This is a genomic window from Pseudohoeflea suaedae, from assembly GCF_004354915.1.
GTDB classification, from domain to species: domain Bacteria; phylum Pseudomonadota; class Alphaproteobacteria; order Rhizobiales; family Rhizobiaceae; genus Pseudohoeflea; species Pseudohoeflea suaedae.
In genome coordinates this window covers 426309-449192 of the sequence record NZ_SMSI01000002.1, presented here as the reverse complement: position 1 = coordinate 449192, position 22884 = coordinate 426309, and the positions used below count along the sequence as shown (strand labels likewise).

Here is a 22884-nt window from a genome sequence, read left to right as displayed (position 1 = left end):
CCAGCGCGGAGATCGGATCTGATGGCGCGCATCCTGGCAATCGGCGGGGCCCATATCGACCGTACCGGGCGGCTGGACGCCCCTCACCGGCCGGGCGCGAGCAATCCGGGCGCCTGGGAAACCCATGTCGGCGGCGGCGTCTTCAATGCCTGCCGCAACCTTGCGAGACTGGGCCACGAGGTGACGCTGGTCTCGGCGCGTGGCGGCGACGCGATCGGCGAAATGGTGGCGGAGGCCGCCTGCTCGGCCGGCATCGACGACCGCCCCATGACCTTCCTCGACCGCGCCACCGCCTCCTATACGGCAATCCTCGAACCGGACGGCAATCTGGTGACAGCCGTGGCCGACATGTCGATCTATGACCGGATCGCACCCAGGCGACTGCTGACCGCGCGCTTTCGCGACCTGGTGAGACAGGCCGATCTTTTGCTGTGCGACGCCAATTTCCCCGCGCCCACGCTCGAGACGTTCGGCCTGATTGCCCGGAAGACCGGCCTGCCGCTCGCGGCCATCGCCATCTCCCCGGCCAAGGTCGTCAAGCTGTCCGGCCTCCTGGAGGACCTTTCCGTCCTGTTCATGAATGCGGCGGAAGCGGACACGCTCGCCGGTTCGCACCCGCACCGGATCGAGGCACTCAGGGACCTTGGCCTCGGCGGTGCGATCGTCACCAGCGGGCCCGAGGCGATCACCGCCTATCTGGGCGAGGAGCAGGCAGCCCACATGCCGCCACCCCTGCCCGCGCTTTCCGATGTGACCGGCGCCGGCGACGCACTCGCTTCCGGCGTCCTGCATGCCCGCTTCTCCGGTCATGATCTCGCAACCTGCCTGGAAGCCGGCATTGCGCTTGCGCGACTGACAGTGGCCGTTCCGGGCCCGGTTCGCGACGAACTCACCCCTTCACTTCTCGATCGGGCCATCGCGGAGTTGCGCGCCTGATCGCCGAAAATCCCGTCCGGGCGGGCTCCGCCCCGTTAAGCTAAACTCGTTCGAGTTGCCCTCTCCGCCTTGCGGCGAACTCACCGTCATGGCACATCGCTGGCCATCACAAGTCAACCGCAGCCCGGAAACCGCCATGTCGCCCAAAATGCTTGCCGTGCATACCCCTGAAGTCGCCGAAGCGCTTGAAAACGGCAAACCGGTCGTTGCTTTGGAATCCACCATCATCACCCATGGCATGCCCTGGCCCGGCAACCGCGACATGGCGCTGAAGGTGGAAGCGACGATCCGCGAGGCGGGCGCCGTACCCGCCACCATCGCCGTGCTCAACGGTACGCTGCGCATCGGCCTCAGCGAGGCCGAAGTCACCGAACTGGCGCAGACGCAGGATGCGATGAAGGTCTCGCGCGCCGATCTTGCCTTCGCCATCGCCCAGGGCCGCACGGGCGCGACCACCGTGGCTGCCACGATGATGGCCGCGCAGATGGCAGGCATCTCGGTCTTTGCCACCGGCGGTATCGGCGGCGTGCATCGCGGTGCCGAAGAGAGCTTCGATATTTCCGCCGATCTCGACGAACTCGGCCGCACCCCGGTCATCGTCGTCTGCGCCGGCGCGAAGGCGATTCTCGACATTGAAAAGACGCTGGAAGTACTTGAAACAAAGGGTGTTCCCGTCGTCGCCTACGGACAGGATCACGTCCCGGCCTTCTGGTCGCGCGATTCCGGCCTCAAGGCACCGCTGCGTCTCGACACGCCGCGCGACATCGCCCGTTTCGAGCTCACCCGCCGGCTGATGGGAGGTCATGGCGGCATGCTGATCACCAACCCGGTTCCGACCGGCAACGAGATCCCGCGAGAGCGCATGGAAGAGCACATCACCGAAGCGCTGATGGCCGCCGAGAAGGACAATATTTCCGGCAAGGAGGTCACGCCCTACCTGCTCGACAAGATCTTCCATATCACCGGGGGCGTCAGCCTCGAGACCAATATCGCTCTGGTGCTCAATAATGCCCGCGTGGCGGCTGCGATCGCGGTCGAGCTGTCGGACACCGCCCGCAGCTGATCGGCCCCGCCGAGGAGAAAATGAAAAAGCCCGGAAGGACCGAACCTTCCGGGCTTCTTTTTTTCGTCTCTGTTCCGCCGCTTACTGGCTGAGCGGAACGATCTTGATCTCGACGCGACGGTTTGCGGCGCGGCCGTATTCGGTCGAGTTGTCGGCAATCGGCTGGGTCTCGCCCATGCCGCGGACGTAGAAGCGGCGCGGATTGTTGCCCTGGCTCACGAGGTAGCTGTAGACGGACTGGGCGCGACGCTGCGACAGGTCGAGATTGTAGCTGTCCGATCCGGTGGAATCGGTGTGTCCGTTCACGTCGACGAGCGACTGGTTGAACTTCTTGAGAACCAGCGCGACCGAGTTCAGCGTATCGTAGAACTGCGGCTTGAGATCGGCGCGGTCGGTGTCGAACGTGATGTTCGACGGCATGTTGAGCACGATGTCGTTGCCGACACGCGTCACCGAGACGCCCGAGCCCTGAAGCTGGGCGCGCAGTTCGGCTTCCTGGCGGTCCATGTATACGCCGATCGAGCCGCCGGCGAGTGCGCCGATGCCGGCACCGATCAGCGCGTTGCGGCGGTCATCGCCGCCGGCAAGCGTGCCGAGCGCCGCACCGCCGAGTGCGCCGAGGGCTGCGCCGCCCGCCGTATTGGAAATTCTCTGCTGACCCGTATAGGGGTCGGTCGTGCATGCCGAGAGAAACGCCGCAGCACTCACGGCAAGTACAAGCTTGGTCTTCATTTGGGGAATCCTTCCGTCATTCAATCGGCGCGACTATAGAGGCAATTACGGCAGGATTGGGAAAACATCCCGGCCGAAATGCACCTTTCGACTATTCTTCTGCCTCGAGCATTTCCTTGACCGCGATCGCAAGCTGCTTGAGCGAGAAAGGCTTGGGCAGAAAGCCGAACTTGGCGTCCTCGGGCAGGTTCTTGGCAAACGCGTCCTCCGCATAGCCGGAGACGAAGATGAACTTCATGTCCGGGTAGTCCTTGCGCAGTTCGCGCAACAGCGTCGGACCGTCCATTTCAGGCATCACCACGTCGGAGACGATGATGTCCACCTGACCTTCGAGTTCTTCGAGCACTTCCAGCGCCTCGACGCCGTTCTCGGCCTCGTGGACGACATAGCCCTTCGCCTCGAGCATGCGCTTGCCGCCGCGGCGCACGGCTTCCTCGTCCTCGACAAGCAGCACGACGGCCGAGCCACCGGTGAGATCCTCGGGCGCTTCCTTGGCGGTCTTCGGAGCGGTGGGAGCTGCCGCGGGCCCGTCGGACGAACCCGAGACGAGCGTCGGCGGCGCCATGTCGACCGCCGGCACGGCATCCTCGATATGGCGCGGCAGGTAGATCCGGAAGATGGTGCCCTGGCCGACCACGGAATCGGGATAGATGTATCCGCCCGACTGCTTGACGATGCCATAGACCATGGACAGCCCCAGCCCGGTGCCCTTGCCGACTTCCTTGGTGGTGAAGAAGGGCTCGAAGACCTTTTCCAGGATCTCCGGCGGAATTCCGGTGCCCTCGTCCTCGACCTCGATCAGCACGAAGTCGGCCGGCTCCATCCCCTTGTGGTCGAGCTTCTCGACTTCGGCGGCCTCGACATTGCGGGTACGGATCGTGAGCGTCCCTCCCTCGGGCATGGCGTCGCGCGCGTTGACCGCGAGGTTGATCAGCACCTGCTCGAACTGTCCGAGGTCGGTCTTCACCGTCCACAGGTCACGGCCGAACTCGAATGCCAGTTTCACATGGGTGCCGGTCAAGCGGTCGACGAGCATCCGGAGATCGCCTATCACGTCGGTCATGGAAAGGACGGTCGGACGCATCGTCTGCTTGCGCGAGAAGGCCAGAAGCTGGCGCACGAGCACCGCCGCGCGATTGGCGTTCCGCTTGATCTCCATGAGATCGGCGAAGCTCGAATCGGACGGACGGAGCGACAGGAGCAGGTGATCCGAAGACAGAAGGATAGCCGTCAGCACGTTGTTGAAGTCGTGCGCGATGCCGCCTGCGAGCGTGCCGACGGCGTTGAGCTTCTGGGTCTGCGCCATCTGCGCTTCCAGCGCCTTCTGCTCGGTCGTTTCCACCGCATAGATGATCGCGGTCTCTTCGGGAGAGTCTTCCGCGTGCTCGATGACGGAGTTCACATAGTAGCGGAAATGGCGGTCGTCGGACTGCGGGTCGCGACCGTCGATAGGAGCGATCTTCCCTTGCTTGTCGGCGGCTTCTGACAATGCGGCGCGGAAGGTCTCGCGATCACTCTCGCGCAGCACCGTCTCGAACAGCGCCCCGCGGTCGATCTCGTCGCGGCTGACATTGCCCGCAAACATCTGCAGGAACGGGCCGTTGGTCCGCAGGATGCGTCCCTTGCCGTCGACCGAGGCAATTGCCATCGGCGTGTTGTTGAAGAAGCGCGTAAACCGCATTTCCGCATTCGCCGCGTCGAGTGCGCTGGTGCCCTGTTCGCGCGAAATCACGATCGTGCGGCTTTCGCCCGGCGCCCCGTCCCGGGCAGCCGACACCCGGTGAATGATCCGCACCGGCAGGCTCTGGCCATTCGACTTCAGCAGATCGAGATCGAGCTGGGCGGTGCGGTTGAGCCCCGGCTCCGCCTGTACGGATTCGATGAGCGCCATGCCGGAGCCGGCGACCAGATCGCGCAACAGAAGCGTACCCGGATTGAAGGCGGTGAGATCGAGCCCGAGCCATTCGGCAAGCGTCGCGTTGATATAGGCGATGGCGCCGCTGCGATCGGCCGAAAAGAAGCCGACCGGCGCGTGATCGAGATAGTCGATCGCGTGCTGGAGTTCCTTGAACACCAGTTCCTGCTCGGTCCGCTCGCTGGTGATGTCGGAAATCTGCCATCCGAGCAGCGGCACCTTGCCCTCGGGATTCGGGATGGGCCGCCCCTGCAGCCGGTACCAGCGCGGTCCGGTCTCCTCGCCCTCGGCCACCCGGCCGAGCGGCTGGGCCATGCGGAATTCTTCCTGCGCCTGGTTGCCGCCGCGAATGGCGTTTGCCAGGCGGTAGACCGCTTCGGAGGAATCCTTGTAGCGGGACAGCAACTCCTCGATCGACTGCACTTCGCCCGGCTTCGTCTGGCCGGTGATCTCGCCATAGGCGTGGTTGGCATAGATCACCCGGTCCTGGGAATCGGTGATCAGGATGCCTTCCATATGCGTATCGGCAAAGCCGCGCGCCAGCGGATCGCTCTGAGACTTCGGCGCGATGGCGATGAAGCCGATGACGAGCGAGACGATGAAGAAGATCCCGATGATCGCCAGTCCGCCGAGAATGCCGAGCATCATCTCGTTGTCGATGCGGTCCTGAAACAGCACGAAGAATGCCGACACGCCGATCATGATCGCGGCCAGCATGATCAGCCGCATGACCGAGCGCGGCTTGGCTCCACGGTCAACCAGTGGTGTCGTCGCGCCGTCGCCGGACATCGTCTCGGTCATCTAGTCTATCGCCCTGTCAATTCGCAGATTTCGACTTGCACCTTATTCGCTTCGCCGGTGCAAGAGCAATCGTTACGCCCCCGGCAAGATGTGGACAGGGTCGAGGAATCGTCCAAAAACTGCCGCCTCAATCCTGCCTTCGGGTCGTGCTAACCCGATCATCCCGGTTGAAAGGCTCGCCAAGGCACTTGTCTGCCCGCCTTGTTGCCCTTCATATGAATTAGACACTGCTGAACTCGCTTCGGCGATTCAGACATGACAACAGACACCACGGGCCGCCGAGGGGCATTCAGGAGGATTCACGGTGTTGGAAGACAGTGGCCAGACGGCCAATTTTCTCGTGGCCATTGTTGCGGTAGCGCTCGGCCTTCTCGTCCTGTTCGGCGTGATGTGGTTCATCCGCAGCCGCTCGAACTCCACCTTCATACGCGGCGGCAAGAACCGCCAGCCGCGTCTGGCGGTCCTGGACGCGGCCCCGGTCGACACCCGCCGGCGGCTGGTGCTCGTCCGCCGCGATGGCGTCGAGCACCTGATCCTGATCGGCGGTCCGACCGACGTCGTCATCGAAAGCGGCATCACCGCCGATATAGAAGACGGCCTGCTCGACCGCGCGCCGGCCGACAATCGGCCCGCCACGACGGCAGCACGGAACAGCGCTCACGCCGGCGACGAGCCTGGCCAACCGGAAGTAGCCCGCACCGATGCCGCGTCCCCGTCTGCCGCCCCCTCGCCCGCACGTGTTGCATCGGCGACGATTGCGGCCCGCAACCCGCAGGCGGAGCCGGTCCCGCTGGCAGCCCAGGAACCTCTCCGCGATCCGGCGCCCGCTCCTGCCCTGAAACCCGAGATGCAGGAAGCGGCCCCGGTCGCTCCGGTGCGCGAGGCAGCTCCTGCAACCCGGCAGGCGGCGGCCGTCGTGGCCGCGTTCCCGCACAGGAAGAACGAATCCGAAGAGGCGCTCGACGCCGCACGCGGTCGGGTGCTCAGCCCTGCGACCGATCCGGACGCGATCCGCATGGATGCGGCCAATGGTCCGCAGACGGCCTATCAGGAGTTCGAAGCAGCGGAGCCGGTCTACAACGCGCCCGGGCCGCAGGGTCTAACGCCGAAACCGGAAAACGCCGCTTCCGCCACGGTGGCAATCGTTCCGGGCACCATTCGGGCCATTTCGCCGGCCCATCAGCCGGTTCAGCCGACGGCGCGCCTGCAACCGGGTCGCGACGAGCGGTCGGAGTTCGAGGCGATTCTCGAGGACGAACTGTCCGGCGATTTCGAAATGGACGACCTGGGTCTCGGCGAGGAACTGCTTCGCGAGGACGCCCGCGTGCAGCGCGACGGCGACCTCTCGACGGTCAGCCCGGCGGCGTCCACGGGACCGGTCTCCGCGGCGCCTGCGCCCACCATCGCAGCCACCGCAGTCCCCACGAGGGATCGCAGCCGGGACACGCTTGAAGATGAAATGAACAAGCTTTTGGGCGACCTCACCCGGCGCAACTGACCGGGAACGATCCAGCCGGCGGATAGAAGGCTGATGCTCGTCAGGCTCGGTCCAGATGGCCGACGATGGAAATCGGCGCGCATGCGAGAAGCTGCCCGCCGGCACTTTCACGCGCATCCCGATATGCGAGCGGCACGCGCATCCCGAAAGTGAGCCCGCGACACACCACGAGCGAACACGGCAGTCCGGGGCCCTTCCGGCAGGCTCACACTGAGCCCGCCCCAGGAGAGCGCTCCCCGTCCCTGGCAACAACCGTGCCGCCAGATACAAAACAGCCGGCGAAATCGCCGGCTTTTATCGCTTATTCGTCGCGGTAAACCTTTTCGCGACGTTCGTGGCGCTCCTGCGCCTCGATCGACAGGGTCGCGATCGGCCGGGCGTCGAGACGCTTGAGACTGATCGGTTCACCGGTTTCCTCACAATAGCCGTAGGTCCCCTCATCGATCCGTGACAGCGCGGCATCGATCTTGGAGATCAGTTTGCGCTGACGGTCACGAGCACGAAGCTCGATGGCCCGGTCGGTTTCTGAAGAGGCTCTGTCGGCGATGTCGGGATGATTGGCGCTCTCTTCGGCCAGATGACCGAGCGTCTCCCGAGCTTCCTTGAGAATGTCGTTTTTCCACGCATGCAGCTTGGCACGGAAGTAGGCCCGCTGCTTGGTGTTCATGAACTCCTCGTCATCCGAGGGCACATAAGAGGAAAAATCGATTTCTTCACGCATAGCGATTCCCCCAATACGGACAATGCGGGTGGGTGTATAGCTACACCCGTGACGCTAAACAAGCCTTAAAGAGGCATGTCGCGAATTATTTAACCTATTTTTTCTTGCACGCTAATACATTGAAGAAGCTTGGTTATCTCCAGAAACTCCGAAAAGCACTTGAACGAGCACTCTGCACACTGAGCAATCAGCTTCTGCCGCCAACTTGTGCATTTTGCAGTGCAGCAGATTTGCTTGTTGCCCTCGCCGCAATGGTGCTTACAGTTCGGGAATGTCCGAACCCGGCGCCGCATCCTTCAATATCTATCTTGTGCGCCACGCCAACGCCGCGTGGCCGCAGCCGGGCGCGCGCGATTTCGACCGGAAGCTGGACGAGCGCGGCCGGACGGAAGCGCACACGGTGGCTGATCGCATGGCCGCAAGGACCTATCAGCCCGATTATGTGATCTGCTCACCTGCCGCACGCTGCGTGGAAACGCTCGACATCCTGAAGGACCGCTTCGACCGCGCCCCCGACATCCGGTTCGAGGAGCGGCTCTATACCGACGGCCACGACACCTATCTCGAACTGATCGCCACTCATGCGCGGAACGCGCCGGCGTCGCTGATGATCATCGGCCACAACCCGATGATGGAGGAAACCTCCCACGCTCTTCTGCAACACGCCGGCCAGTCGCTCGAGGACATCATCGGCTACGACTTCCCGACGGCAGGCTTCCTTGCGCTCGAAAGCTGCTCGACGGACCGCCCGGCGACTGCGGGCCATGGCCGCTTCATGGGACTTTTGTCGCCGCGCGAGCGCTAAGGCTTTGGCTTTGCTGGCGCGCCGCGCCTTAAATTCGGCTTCGGGACACCTATATCTCGCCTCAGACAGAGTTTTGCGAAGCAAGGTAACAGCGTGACGCCATCCTTTTCGAGCCTGACAGACGAAGCCCTCATCGCGCTCGGGACGATCGGCGAACGCGCAAGCAGCCTGTTCAACCCGTCGTTGCGCCTCGGCGTAACCGGCCTGTCGCGCGCCGGCAAGACGATCTTCATCACCTCGCTCGTCCACAACTTGCTTCACGGCGGCCGCCTGCCGATGTTCGAGGCGGCATGGTCGGGACGGATTTCGAAGGCCTATCTTCAGCCGCAACCGGACGATGACGTGCCTCGGTTCCAGTACGAGGATCACATCGCCCGCCTGGTGCAGGACCGCCTCTGGCCCGATTCCACGCGGGCGATCTCGGAACTGCGACTGGTGATCGAATATGAATCGGCCAGCAGCTGGGGAAGGATGTTTTCCGGCGGCAAGCTCAATCTCGATATCGTCGACTATCCCGGCGAATGGCTTCTCGACCTGCCTCTCCTGACGCAGGATTACCGCGCCTTCAGCCGCAATGCGGTGGAGCTCGCCCGCTCCTCTGCGCGCTCCGACCTCTCGGGCAAATTTCTGGCCCGCGCATCGCAGGTCGATGCCCATGGCGAGGCGAGCGAGGAAACCGCCCGAGAACTCGCCGCGCTGTTCACTGAATATCTTGCAGCCTGCAAGGCGGACAGCCGCGCCCTTTCCACCCTGCCGCCTGGCCGCTTCCTCATGCCGGGCGATCTGGACGGCTCGCCCGCCCTCACCTTTGCGCCCCTGCCCGATCTCGACGACAGCCGCGCCCCTTCAGGCAGCTTGCAGGCGATGATGGAGCGGCGCTTCGAGAGCTACAAATCGGTCGTCGTACGACCCTTCTTCCGCGAGCATGTCGCCCGCCTCGACCGTCAGATCGTGCTCATCGACGCGATGCAGGCGATGAATGCGGGTCGCGATGCGGTGATCGATCTCGAGCGCGCGCTCGCCGAGGTGCTCGAATGCTTCCGTCCGGGCCGCAACAACCTGATCTCGCGGCTCTTCACCCACCGCATCGACAAGGTGCTGGTCGCCGCCACCAAGGCCGACCACCTTCACCATGAAAGCCATGACCGGCTCGAGGCCCTCGTGAGCCGTCTCGTGGACCGTGCCGCCGAGCGCATCGGCGCGACAGGCGCGGATATCGAGGTCATCGCCATGGCGGCCGTGCGGGCCACCCGCGAAGCGAGCGACACGAGCGGCAGCGAGGCCCTGCCGCTGATCGTCGGCACCCCGATCAAGGGAGACGAGATCGACGGCCACACATTCGACGGCGAAACCAAAACAGCCATATTTCCCGGTGACTTGCCGAAAAACCCGGAATCATTTTTCGAACAACTTGAATCAGCGTCTCAGCCGACCATCCCGCCCATCAACATCGTGCGCTTCCGGCCGCCAAAGATCGAGCGCGACGAACGCGGCGTAAAACTGTCGCTGCCCCATATCCGCCTCGACCGGGCGCTCAACTTCCTGATTGGAGACCGGCTCGAATGACCGCCCCCGACAAGCCGCACCGCGCACCCCGCGCCGTTCCGCTCGAAGACCCCCGGACCGACAGCCGCAACCATGGCGAAGCCGAGCGCGTTCGCCAGCCGCGCATGGTCAGCGGCGCGGTCGCGCTGACGGCGCCGGAGGACGATCCGTTTCTGGCCGACGGGATCGAACTGCCGCCCGCCGCGCCGCGCAGGCATCGCGGCCTGACCGCCGGCAAGCTTCTTCTGGGCAGCCTCTCCGTTCTCGCCTCCCTGGCGCTCGGCTACTGGCTCGATTCGCTGATCCGCGCCCTGTTCGGGCGCCTTCCCTGGCTCGGCTGGGTGGCTGCCGGCTTCACCCTGCTCGCCGCCCTCTGCCTCGTCGTCATCGCCTGGCGGGAACTTCGCGGCTTGCGCAGGCTCGAAAAAGTGGCAGATCTCCGCTCCGAGATCGAGAAGATCGAACCCCAGCCTTCGGCAAAACAAGCGCGGCATCTGGTGGACCGGGTCACCACATTCCTCGGCGAGCGCCCCCAGACCGCGCGCGGACGAAAGGCCATCGCCTCGCTCGAAGACGAGATCGTGGACGGACCGCAGCTCATGCGCTTTGCCGAACGCGAACTGCTCGCGACGCTCGATCGCGAGGCGCGCGCGCTCGTGGTCAACGCTGCCCGCCGCGTCTCCGTCGTGACTGCCGTGAGCCCGAGGGCCAGCATCGACATGCTCTATGTCGGCTGGGAGGCCATCCGGCTGGTTCGCGCCATAGCCATTCTCTATGGCGCCCGCCCCGGCGGCTTCGGCATGATGCGGCTGTTCCGCGACGTGATCGCCCATCTTGCCGTCACCGGCACCGTCGCCGCAGGCGACAGCCTGATCGAACAGGCCGTCGGTCACGGGGTAGCAGCACGGATATCCAGCAAGCTCGGCGAAGGCGTAATCAACGGGCTGATGACCGCCCGCATCGGCGTCTCGGCCATGGATCTCTGCCGCCCGATGCCGTTCGTCGAACTCAAGCGTCCGAGGGTGAGCGAGTTCTTCACCGACCTCACCAGTTTGATATCAAAAAAATCGGATGCGCAAACAACGGACTAGGCATAACCGCTTGCGAACGGGACCTCTCCGTAACCACCCATTAACCATCCCGACAGCATGATTGCCGCCAGTTTCCATTCATCCAGGTGTGCTCATGTCTGCCCGTTTCTCGTTCGTGCCACTTGCCGCTCTCGCGCTTAGCGCCACCGCCGCTTTCGCACCCGTACAGGCCAGCGACCGCCAGTTCTTCGATTCGATCGAGGGCCAGTGGCAGGGTCCCGGCGAAATCGTCGCGGGCAAGTACAAGGGCACGAAATTCGTCTGCAATCTCGCCGGCGATTCCCTGACCTCGAAGAGCGAGGGCATCACGCTCGACGGCAATTGCCGCGTCGGCGTGTTCTCGCAGAAAATGTCCGCGACCATCACCCGCAAGGGCAAGACCTATACCGGGCAGTTCCTCGACGGCGCCAAGGGCGAAGGCCTCGACGTCGTCTCCGGCCGCGTCGAGCGCGACAATGTGGTCATCGGCATCAACCGCAAGGCGCTCGACGGCGCCATGGTGGCCCGCCTGACCAACCCGGAAACGATGAACATCACCATTTCCGTAAAAGTCGGTGAAACCATGGTTCCGGTCATCGGCATGACCCTGAAGCGCGATCTCGACCAGATTGCCACCGGCTCGGTCCGCTAGGACCTTCAGGCGGCATCGCCCTCTGGAAGAGCCTGCCGCCACCAACTTCCGTCCGAACTCAACTGTTCGATACCCGCGCCGTCGGCATGGCTTGCCCAGGCCTCGACGCTCTGCAGGTTGATGATTGCGTCCGGCGCGATATCGGCCAGCGGCACCATGACGAAGGCCCGTTCGGTCATCCGCGGATGCGGAACCGTCAGCATGGCGTCGTCGGAATGGAAATCGCCATGCAACAGCACATCGAGATCGATGGTGCGCGGGCCCCAGCGATCCTCCCTCACCCGTCCCAGTTCCGTCTCGACCGAAAGGCAGACATCCAGCAAAGCCTCGGGTGAGAGCGTCGTGCCGAGAAGCGCACAGGCATTGAAGAACCAGGCCTGATCGGTCTTCCCCCATGGCGGCGTGCGGTAGAGCGCGGAGACGGCGAGAACATCGATGTCAGCGCGCGCATCGAGCATGGCCAGTGCCTTGGCCATGGTCACCGTCGGCTCGCCTATATTGCCGCCGAGCCCGATGGCCGCGACGGTGCGTTCCGCCCTAGTCACGACTGACAACCGTGACCTCGACATGGTCGAGAATCCCCGGCACCGGCGCGTTCGGCTTGCGCACGGTGATCTCGGCCGTCTCGATCTGCGGGAAGTCCACGATCAGCTGGCGACCGATGTCCCGCGCCAGCGCCTCTATGAGAAACCGCCGCCGTCCGGTGACGATGGATTCGATCCGCGCGAAAGCCTTGCCGTAATCCACGGTCGACTCCATCTCGTCGGCATCGAGCGGGCCTGACGCGCGCACCGAGAGGACCGCATCGACGAAGAAGCGCTGGCCCAGCTGCTCCTCGGCCTCGAACAGCCCGTGCCGGGCGAAGAAGGCGCAATTGACCATCCTGATCGTGTAGAGTTCACCCATGGTCATTGTCCTCGCATGTTTTCCGCAATTACGGCGTCGGCTATGGCCAGCGCGTCCCGGTTGATCCTGACGTCGTGAACCCGGAAGATCGACGCGCCGGCGAGCCGCAGCAAGACCGATGTCGCCGCGGTTCCCGCATCGCGTTCGTCTGCCGCCTCGCGTCCCGTCAGCGCTCCGATAAACCGTTTCCGCGACGTTCCTGCGACAATAGGCAGTCCGAGCACGTTCAGCTCCGCCATTCGCGCCATCAGCTCGACGTTTTCCGCCGTGTCCTTGGCAAAGCCGAAGCCGGGATCGAGCAGGATGCGGCCCCGGTCGATGCCCGCCTTCGCGGCCATGTCGAGCGAGGGCTCGAACCAGTGGAACTGGTCCGCCATCACGTTCGGCAGCTTGTCCCGCTCGCGGCCCGTATGCATGACGATGATGCCGGCACCCGCATCGGCCGCGACCTTCGCCATCTCCGGCTCCCGGCGCAGCCCCCAGACATCGTTGACGATATGGGCACCGGCCTCGAGCGCCAGTCGCGCGGTTTCCGCGCGATAGGTATCGACCGAGAGCAGCGGACCGTCCGGGCCGAATTCCGCGGAAAGTGCCCTGAAGACGGGAAGGATTCGCGCCCTTTCGTCGTCCGGCGACACGGGATCGGCGCCCGGCCGCGTCGATTCACCGCCGATATCGATGATCCCGGCACCGTCGGCGACCATCTGCCGCGCGGTCTCGACCGCGCTCCCGGTCTCGAGATTGCGCCCGCCGTCGGAGAACGAATCCGGCGTCACGTTCAATATCCCCATGACGACCGAATTCGGTCCGATCTCCAATGATCGCCCATGGGCCACCGGCACCTGGCGTGGGTGAAAAGATTCTGGAGATGCTATCAACAAATTGTCACCTTGGCGCGCTCGTCAATGCTCGGCTTCCTGTTGCATCACCGGCCGCCATGGCGCAAGGTTTGCGGAGTCGATTTGAGGAAATGGCATGCGTCTGACACCCATAGCGGCGGCATTGGTTCTGGCTGTCTCGCTGACCACGGCGGGCCAGGCGGAAACACTCATCTCGAAATCCTACCAGTATTTCAACATCGGCGGACGCACCGCCGGCGATCTCGACCGGGAACTCTCGCGCCACGGCCCGAAGGCGTCCGGCACCGACATGCGCCATCCCGGCGCCACCAGGATGAAGTTCAGCGGCACGATCAGCTATCAGCAGCTTCGAAACGGCCGCTGCAAGGTCAAGAGCGCCGAGATCAAGCTCCACACGAAGCTCATCCTTCCGCGCTGGACCAATCGCCGCCGCGCCGAGAAGGACGTGGTGATGATCTGGGACACCCTCTCGCGAGATATCAAGCGGCATGAGGAGCGCCATGCCGAGATAGCCCGGCAATATGCCCGCAAGCTCGAAAAATCGCTGGTTTCGATGTATCCGCGCAGAAACTGCAAGGACATGGAAGCCGCCGCCAACGCGGAATCCGACAAGATCCTCACCAAACACGACCGGGCTCAGGTCGCATTCGACCGCGCCGAGTCCGCAAGCTTCGAGCGGCGGATGACGCGCATGCTCCAGTTCAAGCTCGACGCGATGAAGAACTGAAAGCAAGGGCGGCCGGAGCCGCCCTTTTCCTATCCGGAACCCTCTGCCCTCAGGACACGCCGAGCTTCTTCTGAAGCTTGGTCGACGAGGTCGTGTACTGGAAAACCACCTTTTCGTCGGGCGAGACGATGCGCTTGACCGCCTGGGTCATCAGCGCCGCCTCGTGGAAGCCCGAGAGGATCAGCTTCAGCTTGCCCGGATACCAGTTGATGTCGCCGATGGCGAAGACGCCGGGAATGTTGGTCTCGAATTTCTCGGTATCGACCTCGATCAGGTTTTCGTGGAGGTTGAGCCCCCAATCGGCGATCGGCCCGAGCTTCATGGTCAGCCCGAAGAATGGCAGGAGGCGCGTGCATGCGATTTCGACATCGCCGTCCGGCCCCTTGATGACCGCGCCCTCGAGCTTTCCGTTCGAACCCTTGAGTTCCTTGACCTGACCGACCTGGAAGTCGAGTTCGTCCTTTTCGTTGAGCGCGAACATCTTGTTCACGCTGTCGGGTGCGGCACGGAATTCGGGCCGGCGATGGACGAGCGTCACCGATTTTGCAACGGGCTGCAGGTTGAGCGTCCAGTCGAGGGCGGAATCGCCGCCGCCGACGATCAGAAGGTCCTCGTCGCGGAAATCCTCGATCCGGCGCACCGAATAGAACACGCTCGAACCTTCATACTCCTCGATCCCCGGCACCGGCGGGCGCTTGGGCTGGAACGAGCCGCCGCCGGCGGCAATGACGACCGCCTTGCAGACCAGGATCTCGTTCTCGTCGGTGACAACTTCGAAACGGCCGTCGTCGAGCTTGCTGAAGCCGGAAACCATCCGGTTGAAGTGGAATTCGGGCTTGAACGGCTCGATCTGCTCGAGGAGCTTGTCGGTCAGCTCCTGCCCGGTGATCGTCGGCCAGGCCGGAATGTCGTAGATCGGCTTTTCCGGATAGAGCTCGGCGCACTGGCCGCCCGGCCTGTCGAGAATGTCGATCAGATGGCATTTGAGATCGTAAAGGCCGAGTTCGAAAACGGCAAAAAGGCCTACCGGCCCGGCGCCGATGATCACGACATCGGTTTCAATCGGAGTGGTCATCGAGATGTCTCCGTTCTGGAAGAGATCGATCAGGCCTGGCGCTCTGGCACGCGGACGACCAGACCGTCGAGTTCGTCGCGCACCTTGATCTGGCAAGACAGCCGCGACGACGGGCGCACGTCGAAGGCGAAGTCGAGCATGTCCTCTTCCATCGGCTCGGGCGCGCCGACGGTTTCGGTCCAGGCATCGTCCACATAGACGTGGCAGGTCGCGCAGGCGCAGGCGCCGCCACATTCGGCCTCGATGCCAGGGACGGAATTCCGGATCGCGTTCTCCATCACCGTCGAACCGTTTTCGGCGTCGATGTCGAACTGCGTTCCGTCAAACGCGATAATGGAAAGTTTGGTCATATATCCCTCGCCCGCATTCCATGGGTGGCAAACATGCGGTTTTCATACACGCTCAGGGTGACCTGACAAGAATGAAAAGCGCAATGCGGCAATTCGCTGTGCGGGATGGCGGCGGGCACGAGCCCGGGCCTCGCCTTTCCGGCGTACAGGCCGAATTGCCGCTGGCCGGTTGCCGGCGGCGCGTCGGGCTGGCCTCAGCGGTTCAGGCCGATGATGAAACTGTCGACAGAGACGACCGCCTTGGTGAACGCCGTCAGGAGCCTCGCCTGGCCGGGCTTGTTCTCGATGGCTTCCGCCGTGCGAGCCACTTCGAAGGCGCCGACGCCCTTGGCGGAGCCCGCGATGGTGTGCGCGAGCCTCACCTGCGCGTTGCCCGACAGGCCGGGAAGTTCGTGAACCGCTTTTCGGATCTGCTTGGCGAAGATGGTAAGGACTTCGGCTTCGAGGTTCTTGTCGCCACCGGTCTGCTTGGCCAGGTGAACGAGGTCGATGGGCCGGTCTCCGGACGGTCGCGGGGTCGGGCCGCTGTCGGGAGCTTCGCATGCAATGTTAAACGCCGCCATCGCGGTTTTCCTTGTCTGTGTCAGTTTGGGAAGATCATGCTCCCCGTCAGCTGTCTCCTTGCCTAAGACTGTCCATAATGGGGATCGAAATCTGTCATTATGGTTAACTAGGTCTAAATATGGCGTTTCATTGGCAGATTTTGAAAATGCGACCAATTGTAGAAAGCGGGGGATAACGTGACACTGTTATGCAGCCCGGAGCCGCAATTGTGGATTCCATTCTAATATGTCACTAGTCTGGTTGATATGATTGCATTTTTGCCGCCTTCGGCAGCGAAAACAGGCACGTGAGACGTCCGGTCGAGGGGAATTCCAAGGACAGGCGGAACTCCCCCGGATACCGCCCGGACGCCCAAACGGGGCACGAAAGCGAAGTACATGAGTAAGAACAAAGCAGACAAGAGCCTCGACGAGCAGGCGTTCGAAGCGCTCGAAGACGCCCTGGCCCTCGATGACAGCGATCTTTCCAATGACGAGTTGGAGGCGAAGGTGTCGGCAGCGGCCAAGGATCTCGCGGACGCACGGACCAGCGATTCGAAATCCACGGCCGGCGAGAGCGCTCAGTCTGATGCCAGTCAGGAAAAGCCGTCGCGCGCCACCCCGCCCTATACGCCGGCTGGCCCCTTCGCGCCGGCCAATGACGACAGCCGCAAGACGCCCGCTGCCCTTCTGCGCGCTTTCGAGATCCGCTCCAGCCGCGGCGCCATGCGCAATGCGCTTCTGCTGTCGCTGTTCTGGGCCGTCGGCTGCCTGGGCATTGCCAATCTGCTCTACGGCCCGGAGCTGTTGCAGATCCGCAGCCTGAACCAGCTGCTCGCCATGCCCGCCGCCATCGGCGTGCTGGTGGCGATCGTCATCCCGGTCTTCGTCTTCTTCTCCTTCGCCATCATGATGGCCCGCGCCCGCGAAATGCGGACGGCCGCCCGTTCGATGGCGGAAGTAGCCCTTCGGCTTGCCGAGCCTGAAACCATCGCCGCCGACAAGATCATGACGGTCGGCCAGGCCGTGCGTCGCGAAGTCTCTTCGATGAATGAAGGCATCGAGCGGACGATTGCGCGCGCTTCCGAGCTCGAAACCCTGGTCCATGCCGAAGTCAACGCGCTCGAGCGCAGCTACACGGATAACGAAGTCCGCGTGCGCGGGCTCGTTCAGGAACTCGGCAACGAGCGTGACGCCATCGTCACCCATGCCGAGCGTATCCGCGCCTCGATCACCGGCGCCCATGAACAGCTGCGCAACGACCTCACCAATGCCGGCGACGACCTGACCAATCGCCTGTCGACCTCCGGCGAGGCAGTCGCCCAGTTGCTGGACACCCGTGCCGCGCAGCTTCAGAGCCAGACATCCGAGGTCGCCGACGCCATCGAGAACCTTCTCGGTTCGCGCACCGAAGGCCTCCTGGAAACCCTCAAATCCTCGGGCAACGACCTCACGGAGGAATTCGATACCCGTATCGAGATCCTGCGCGCGCAGCTCGAACAGCGCGGAAAGGCGCTTCTCAACGAGTTCGAGACACGCGCCTCGACGCTGGACGCCAATACCGAGAAGCTCAATGCCGCTCTTTCCGAACGCGCCCGCGAGCTCAACGAGACCCTCATTGCCCGCACCCGCGAGATTTCCGACAGCATCGGCGTCGGCCAGCAGGCCATTTCCACCGGCCTGGAAGATACGCTTGCCCTGCTCAACTCGACGCTCGACGAAAAGGGCGCGGCTTTCCGCCAGGCGCTCAAATCGAGCGCCGACGACGCGGTCATGGATCTCGATCTGCGGGCGAGCCTCTTCGAGGACCGCCTCGCCTCCTCCGTCACCAGCCTGAATACGGCCTTCGACGACCGCGTCTCGGAATTCACCAGCGCCTTCGACAGCCGCGCCGGCTCGCTCGACAGCAAGCTCAGCGACAGCCTCTCGCGCATCAACGAAACCCTCCACGGGTCCACCAGCGCCATCGACGGCATCCTGTCTTCGGGCCTCGAACGCATCGGCAGCACCTTCAACGACAATGTCGAACGTGTGGACAGCGTCGTCGCGCAGGCCTCTGACCGCGCCATTCGCGGCATGGACGAGAAGACGGCCGCCCTCCAGCAGGCAGCGGAAGCCTCGGCGGCACGCATGGAGAATGCAGCCAACAGCGGATCGGATTCGATCAATGCCGCCCTTGCCGGCATGGAGCAGCGTTTCGAGGAAACCCTGTCCTCCCGCTCGACGTCGCTGTTCGGCAAGATCGAGGAAACGACCCAGGATCTGGGAACCGAACTCGACATCCGTATCGGTGCTCTCCACTCGGCGCTCGACGAAAAATCCGGCCAGATCAATTCCGGCATGGACGAGCGCGCCAGGGCGATCCGCGAGGATCTCGATTCGGCCACCGGACGCCTCGAGAAGGTTCTCGAGGAGCAGTCGGGCCGCGCCGCCTTCCTCGCCGACGAGGCGACCGGGCGCATGCGCACCATGCTCGACGAGAAGGCCGGCAAGGTCGGCGAGCTCGCGAACTCCGCCGCCGACCGTATGGAAACCGTGCTCGACAGCCAGTCGAAACGCATGGCCACCATTGCAGATACGGCTGCGGGACGGATGGAAGGCGCGTTCGAAAACCATGCAACCCGCATCGAGTCCGTGACCGGCAGCGCTTCCAGCCGCATTGAAGCACTGACGGAGACCACCGCCGGCCGGCTGGAAGGTGCCTTCGACAATCACGCAAATCGCGTCGAATCGCTCACCGACAACGCCGCCGAACGCATCGAAACCGTGTTCGAAACCCATTCGGACCGGGTTGCGAATATCACCGGCAGCGCCGCCGAGCGCATGCAGTCGATGTTCGACGAGCATACCGACCGCTTCGGCGCGTCCACCGATGTTGCGGCTGCCCGTTTCGAGGAAACCTTCGAGAAGGGCACCGGTCGCGTCGACGAGCGCCTCAACACCATGAATACCCTTCTCGGCCAGGGCCTCGACGGGGTTTCGCGTACCATCGAGGAAAAGGCAGGCGGACTTGCCGCCAAGCTGCGCGAGGCCGTGGCACAGGTATCCAGCGACCTCGATGCGGAAGCGCTCAAGGCCGGCGAGAACCTCGAAAACGTCTCGGCTGGCTTCGCAAACCGCATGGAAGGTCAGAGCCACCAGTTCATGCAGCGGCTGGAAGAACATCTCGACGAGCGCAGCGCCAACTTCGCCGCCCACGCCAACCAGATCGCCACCGAGGTCTCGACCAGCGCCGATGCCCTGAACCGGGAAGCATCGCGCATCGGCGAGATCGCCGCGGGCGTCGGTCAGACGGTCACCGAACAGGCCCAGGCGATCAATTCGCTGTTCGCAGAAAGCGAGACCCGTCTCACCGAACAGGCCTCGCGCATTTCGAGCCTGATTTCCGACGAGACCAACCGGGCCGCCGGCCAGATCGGCGAAACCGCCGACAATCTCGCCAGCACGCTCGAGGAAAAGACCCGCATCATGTCCGAGCGCATGGCGGAAGTCGGCTCCTCGCTGGAAGGCACCACCGACCAGATCTCGGCGAAGCTGTCGGAGAAGACCTCGGCCATTTCCGCCGAGCTCACCGAGAAGACGGATTTCCTGTCCGCAACCCTCTCGGAGCGCACCGGTGCCATTTCGGCCGAACTGACAGAAAAGACCGACGCGCTTACATCCGCGCTCTCGGAACGCACCGGCGCAATTTCCGCCGAACTGACGGACAAGACGGGAGCCCTCACCTCGGCGCTGTCGGAGACGACCAACTCGCTGTCCAACGCCCTGACCGAGAAGACCGAATCGCTCACGGCCAAGCTCACCGAGCAGACCGGCTCTCTCATCGAGAACCTGGAGCGCACCGAAAAGGCCATCGACGTCCGCGCCACCGCTGTCGGCTCGACGCTGGACGAGCGCACCCGCGAGCTCAACTCGATGCTGGCGAGCCGGTCCTCCGAGCTCTCGCGCCTCATCGATGATCAGGTTCGTCCGCTCGTCGACCGTTACGCCGAAAGCGGCCAGACGATCGCAAGCGAACTCGCAGACATCACGCAGAAGAGCACCGAGCGCCTGCAGGCCGAGAACGCCGCGCTCATCAACGCGCTCTCGACCCGTACCAGCGAAACGCTGTCGGCCGTCGAAAACGCCAAGCGCAGCCTGACCGCCAACGTCGAGGACCTGCTGGGCCGCCTGTCGGAAAGCAACGCCTCGATCTCCTATCTGCTCGAGACGGCCGGCACCTCTGTGGCTTCGGCATCCGCCGAACTCTCGGAAGTCTCGGGCCGCTTCGAAAGCTCGACACAGAAGGCGTCGGATCTCATCTCGACCTCGGCCCGGCTGCTCGACGGCAAGGTGGAGCGCCTGTCGGACATATCCGGCAACACGCTCACCCAGGTCGGCCAGATTGCCGGACGTTTCGACGAACATTCCCGCGTTCTGGCATCCGCCTCGGATCTCCTGGGCGCCGCCCAGTCGAACCTCGCCTCCACGCTCGAGGAACGCCAGCAGGCCCTTCAGGCGCTTTCCGTCGGCCTCGTCGGCCGCTCGGAGGAGATCGAGAAGACCATGCGTTCGCTCGAAGGCATCGTGACCGGAGCCTTCTCGAACGCAGACGATCTGGCCAACCGCACCGCCGGCAAGCTCGGCTCGGGGCTCCGCTCTGCCGTCGAGGCCGCCGGTCGCAGCCTGAGCGAAACCGAGGAACAGGCTGACGCCACCGCACGCAAGGTCCGCGACACGATCGTGGCAGCCGTCGGTGACGCCTCCGCCCGGTTCTCTGAAGCGACGAACGAAATCCGTCGCTCGGCAAACGATATCCGCAAGGAACTGGATACGACGCGCGAGGAACTCAAGCGCGGTGCGTTCGACCTGCCGGAGGAAACCCGCGAGAGTGCGGCCGCCATGCGCCGCGCCGTCAGCGACCAGATCAAGGCGCTGCAGGATCTCGCAAACCTCGTCGGCCAGACCAGCCGTCGCGCCGAAATCGCCGAGCCGGCCGCACAGCGTCCGGCACCCGCCCGTCCGCGCCCGCAGGCTCCTGCGCCGCGTCAGGAACAGGCACCGGCTCCGACCTTCAATGCGCCGCTCCGCGGCAGCCAGGACTATGCTCCCGCCCCCGCCAAGCCATCCCAGCCCGCCGCCCAGTCCAAGGGCTCCGGCTGGGTGTCCGACCTGCTGCGCGGCGCCGCTCAGGAAGAGCAACGCTCCACGCCGCCCGCCCGCACCGCGAGCCGGACCGGCAACCAGGACCGCAATCCGCGTCATGTGATGGAATCGCTGAACTCGCTGTCGGTCGACATCGCCCGGGCCATCGATCACGATGCATCGGTCGAACTCTGGCGGCGCTACCAGCGCGGCGAGCGCGACGTCTTCACCCGTCGCCTCTACACGCTCAAGGGTCAGCAGACCTTCGACGAGATCAAGTCGAAATACGGCCGCGAACCCGAGTTCCGCGGTGCCGTCGATCGCTATATCGCCGACTTCGAGAAGCTTCTCTCGGACGTCGCGCGCAACGATCCGGACAACATGATGACGCAGACCTATCTGACGTCGGACACCGGCAAGGTCTACACCATGCTGGCCCATGCCAGCGGCCGCTTCGAGCGGGCGTGACTTGACCGGCAAGGATGAAACGAAAGGCCCCGCCATCGAGCGGGGCTTTTCCGTTCTGGGACTAGGAGAAATCGCCATACGCTGCAGCGATCTCGCGGCCATGACCGCGTTCTATCGCGACGTGATCGGGCTCGAGATGCTCGCGGACCGCGGCGGACTGATCTTTTTCAGGCTGCCCAACGGCGTGGCTGGACACACCGCGATACTGGCTTTGTTCGATGAAGGCCGCAATCCCGAACGCCCGGCGCCCGACGGTCAGCGTTCGACGCTCCATCACCTCGCATTGACGGTGACGCCCGAGGGCCAGCAAGCCGCCTGCCGCTGGTTCGACGCCCAGGGCGTGGAATGGCGCGCGGAAGAGTTTGCCTGGATCGGGTGGCGCGGGATCTTCGTGACGGACCCGGAGGGCAACCGGGTGGAACTGGTCGCAGCCGGCGGCGACGGCGGCAACGCCTAGAAGCGCTGCAGAGCCCAGCGCACGAGATCGGCCGTGACGTTGTCGAAGGCACGATCGAGCGCTTCCACATAGGCCGAATTGCCCGTCCCGCTGACCGGAGACGTCGAGCGGAAGACCTCCTGGTCACGCACGGTGCCGTTGCGGTCGTTGATCACCTTGGCCGAGATTTCCACGACTGCCGTGCGGCCGCCCTGCACCCGTACCTCGAAGGCACGGATGGACGTCGCGATCTGGTAATCGATTGCCAGCCCCTCGCCCGGACGGCCGACGCCGCCCAGACGGTTGGTGTTCTCGAAGGCTTCCACGAGCTTGGCCTGGACGATCTTCGGCAGACGGTCCGACCATTGCGAATCCGCCAGATACTCGATCGAGGACGGCGTGGGCTTGATGACGATCTGCTCGCTGTCGAGCGCCTTGAGCGCCAGGGGTTCGGCAATCAGGATCTGACGGCCCGGCGATGCGCGGCCCTCCACTTCGGGCGTGCCGGTCAGCGCGTAGGTGTCCGGCGGCGTCTTCGTTCCCAGCGCGCCGCAGCCCGACAGAAGCGCAAGGCCGACCATTGCAACCACACTGGCTCGCATGCCCGACATGAATTCCCGATATACGTTCAATTTCATTGTCCTGCGATGAACGGGGT

General features: G+C 64.0%; 20 protein-coding genes. 10 read left to right on the top strand and 10 right to left on the bottom strand.

Going from position 1 to position 22884, the window contains the following annotated elements; translation table 11 throughout:
- The first annotated feature begins 21 nt into the window (after positions 1–21).
- Both E2A64_RS12190 and E2A64_RS12185 read left to right on the top strand, forming a co-directional pair.
- Positions 22–936: a carbohydrate kinase family protein gene (locus tag E2A64_RS12190; RefSeq protein ID WP_174235788.1), complete on the top strand. Its 915-nt coding sequence runs from the start codon at positions 22–24 to the stop codon at positions 934–936.
- A gap of 136 nt (positions 937–1072) precedes the next feature.
- Positions 1073–1999, top strand: a complete 927-nt coding sequence (locus E2A64_RS12185) for a pseudouridine-5'-phosphate glycosidase (protein ID WP_133284751.1) — start codon at positions 1073–1075, stop codon at positions 1997–1999.
- Between the two features lie 81 nt (positions 2000–2080).
- Here the strand turns inward: E2A64_RS12185 and E2A64_RS12180 are convergent, their stop codons facing one another.
- Positions 2081–2731, bottom strand: coding sequence for a YiaD family glycine zipper/OmpA-like lipoprotein (locus E2A64_RS12180; protein ID WP_133284750.1), 651 nt, complete (start codon positions 2729–2731; stop codon positions 2081–2083).
- Positions 2732–2822: 91 nt separating this feature from the next.
- Entirely contained in the window at positions 2823–5447 is a 2625-nt protein-coding gene (cckA, locus tag E2A64_RS12175) for a cell cycle histidine kinase CckA (RefSeq protein ID WP_133284749.1), read from the bottom strand.
- Positions 5448–5751: 304 nt separating this feature from the next.
- On the opposite strand from cckA, the gene E2A64_RS12170 reads away from it, so the two are divergent.
- Positions 5752–6945, top strand: coding sequence for a flagellar biosynthetic protein FliO (locus E2A64_RS12170; protein WP_133284748.1), 1194 nt, complete (start codon positions 5752–5754; stop codon positions 6943–6945).
- Between the two features lie 301 nt (positions 6946–7246).
- On the opposite strand, the gene dksA is transcribed toward E2A64_RS12170, so the two are convergent.
- Entirely contained in the window at positions 7247–7666 is a 420-nt protein-coding gene (gene dksA / locus E2A64_RS12165; protein ID WP_133284747.1) for an RNA polymerase-binding protein DksA, read from the bottom strand.
- 271 nt (positions 7667–7937) lie between these two features.
- Here dksA and E2A64_RS12160 point away from each other — a divergent pair, with 271 nt between their 5' ends.
- The 4 genes from E2A64_RS12160 to E2A64_RS12145 all read left to right on the top strand — a co-directional run bounded on the left by E2A64_RS12160 (position 7938) and on the right by E2A64_RS12145 (position 11738).
- Entirely contained in the window at positions 7938–8471 is a 534-nt protein-coding gene (locus E2A64_RS12160; protein ID WP_133284746.1) for a SixA phosphatase family protein, read from the top strand.
- Between the two features lie 93 nt (positions 8472–8564).
- Positions 8565–10037 (top strand): YcjX family GTP-binding protein, encoded by a 1473-nt coding sequence (locus E2A64_RS12155; protein WP_133284745.1) that lies wholly within the window; start codon positions 8565–8567, stop codon positions 10035–10037.
- On the top strand, positions 10034–11107 hold the full coding sequence (locus E2A64_RS12150; RefSeq protein WP_133284744.1) for a YcjF family protein: 1074 nt from the start codon (positions 10034–10036) through the stop codon (positions 11105–11107). Before E2A64_RS12155 ends, E2A64_RS12150 begins: the two co-directional genes overlap by 4 nt.
- 94 nt (positions 11108–11201) lie before the next feature.
- Positions 11202–11738, top strand: coding sequence for a hypothetical protein (locus E2A64_RS12145; RefSeq protein ID WP_133284743.1), 537 nt, complete (start codon positions 11202–11204; stop codon positions 11736–11738).
- A 5-nt stretch (positions 11739–11743) separates the two neighbouring features.
- Here the strand turns inward: E2A64_RS12145 and folK are convergent, their stop codons facing one another.
- The 3 genes from folK to folP are packed head-to-tail and all read right to left on the bottom strand — an operon-like array spanning position 11744 to position 13435.
- Positions 11744–12307, bottom strand: a complete 564-nt coding sequence (gene folK / locus E2A64_RS12140; RefSeq protein WP_133284742.1) for a 2-amino-4-hydroxy-6-hydroxymethyldihydropteridine diphosphokinase — start codon at positions 12305–12307, stop codon at positions 11744–11746.
- Positions 12276–12644: a dihydroneopterin aldolase gene (gene folB / locus E2A64_RS12135; RefSeq protein ID WP_133284741.1), complete on the bottom strand. Its 369-nt coding sequence runs from the start codon at positions 12642–12644 to the stop codon at positions 12276–12278. The genes folK and folB overlap by 32 nt, the downstream gene beginning before the upstream one ends.
- A gap of 2 nt (positions 12645–12646) precedes the next feature.
- Positions 12647–13435, bottom strand: coding sequence for a dihydropteroate synthase (gene folP / locus E2A64_RS12130; RefSeq protein ID WP_133285057.1), 789 nt, complete (start codon positions 13433–13435; stop codon positions 12647–12649).
- A 184-nt stretch (positions 13436–13619) separates the two neighbouring features.
- On the opposite strand from folP, the gene E2A64_RS12125 reads away from it, so the two are divergent.
- Positions 13620–14231 (top strand): DUF922 domain-containing Zn-dependent protease, encoded by a 612-nt coding sequence (locus E2A64_RS12125; protein WP_133284740.1) that lies wholly within the window; start codon positions 13620–13622, stop codon positions 14229–14231.
- Positions 14232–14280: 49 nt separating this feature from the next.
- On the opposite strand, the gene E2A64_RS12120 is transcribed toward E2A64_RS12125, so the two are convergent.
- The 3 genes from E2A64_RS12120 to E2A64_RS12110 form a co-directional block, all read right to left on the bottom strand.
- Positions 14281–15306, bottom strand: coding sequence for an NAD(P)/FAD-dependent oxidoreductase (locus E2A64_RS12120; protein ID WP_133284739.1), 1026 nt, complete (start codon positions 15304–15306; stop codon positions 14281–14283).
- 29 nt (positions 15307–15335) lie between these two features.
- Positions 15336–15656, bottom strand: coding sequence for a 2Fe-2S iron-sulfur cluster-binding protein (locus E2A64_RS12115; protein WP_133284738.1), 321 nt, complete (start codon positions 15654–15656; stop codon positions 15336–15338).
- Positions 15657–15850: 194 nt separating this feature from the next.
- Positions 15851–16219 carry an Hpt domain-containing protein gene (locus tag E2A64_RS12110; RefSeq protein WP_133284737.1) on the bottom strand — a complete coding sequence of 123 codons (369 nt, stop codon included), beginning with the start codon at positions 16217–16219 and terminating at the stop codon, positions 15851–15853.
- Positions 16220–16597: 378 nt separating this feature from the next.
- Between E2A64_RS12110 and E2A64_RS12105 the strand changes: the two genes are divergently transcribed.
- Complete coding sequence (locus tag E2A64_RS12105) at positions 16598–21790, top strand: apolipoprotein A-IV repeat region-like domain-containing protein (protein WP_133284736.1); 5193 nt, start codon at positions 16598–16600, stop codon at positions 21788–21790.
- Position 21791: 1 nt separating this feature from the next.
- The gene (locus E2A64_RS12100) at positions 21792–22247 is read left to right on the top strand and encodes a VOC family protein (RefSeq protein WP_206662444.1); all 456 of its coding nucleotides are present in this window, start codon (positions 21792–21794) and stop codon (positions 22245–22247) included.
- Here the strand turns inward: E2A64_RS12100 and E2A64_RS12095 are convergent.
- Positions 22244–22837 carry an ABC-type transport auxiliary lipoprotein family protein gene (locus E2A64_RS12095; protein ID WP_133285056.1) on the bottom strand — a complete coding sequence of 198 codons (594 nt, stop codon included), beginning with the start codon at positions 22835–22837 and terminating at the stop codon, positions 22244–22246. The two genes, E2A64_RS12100 and E2A64_RS12095, sit on opposite strands and share 4 nt — an antisense overlap.
- Between the last annotated feature and the right edge of the window lie 47 nt (positions 22838–22884).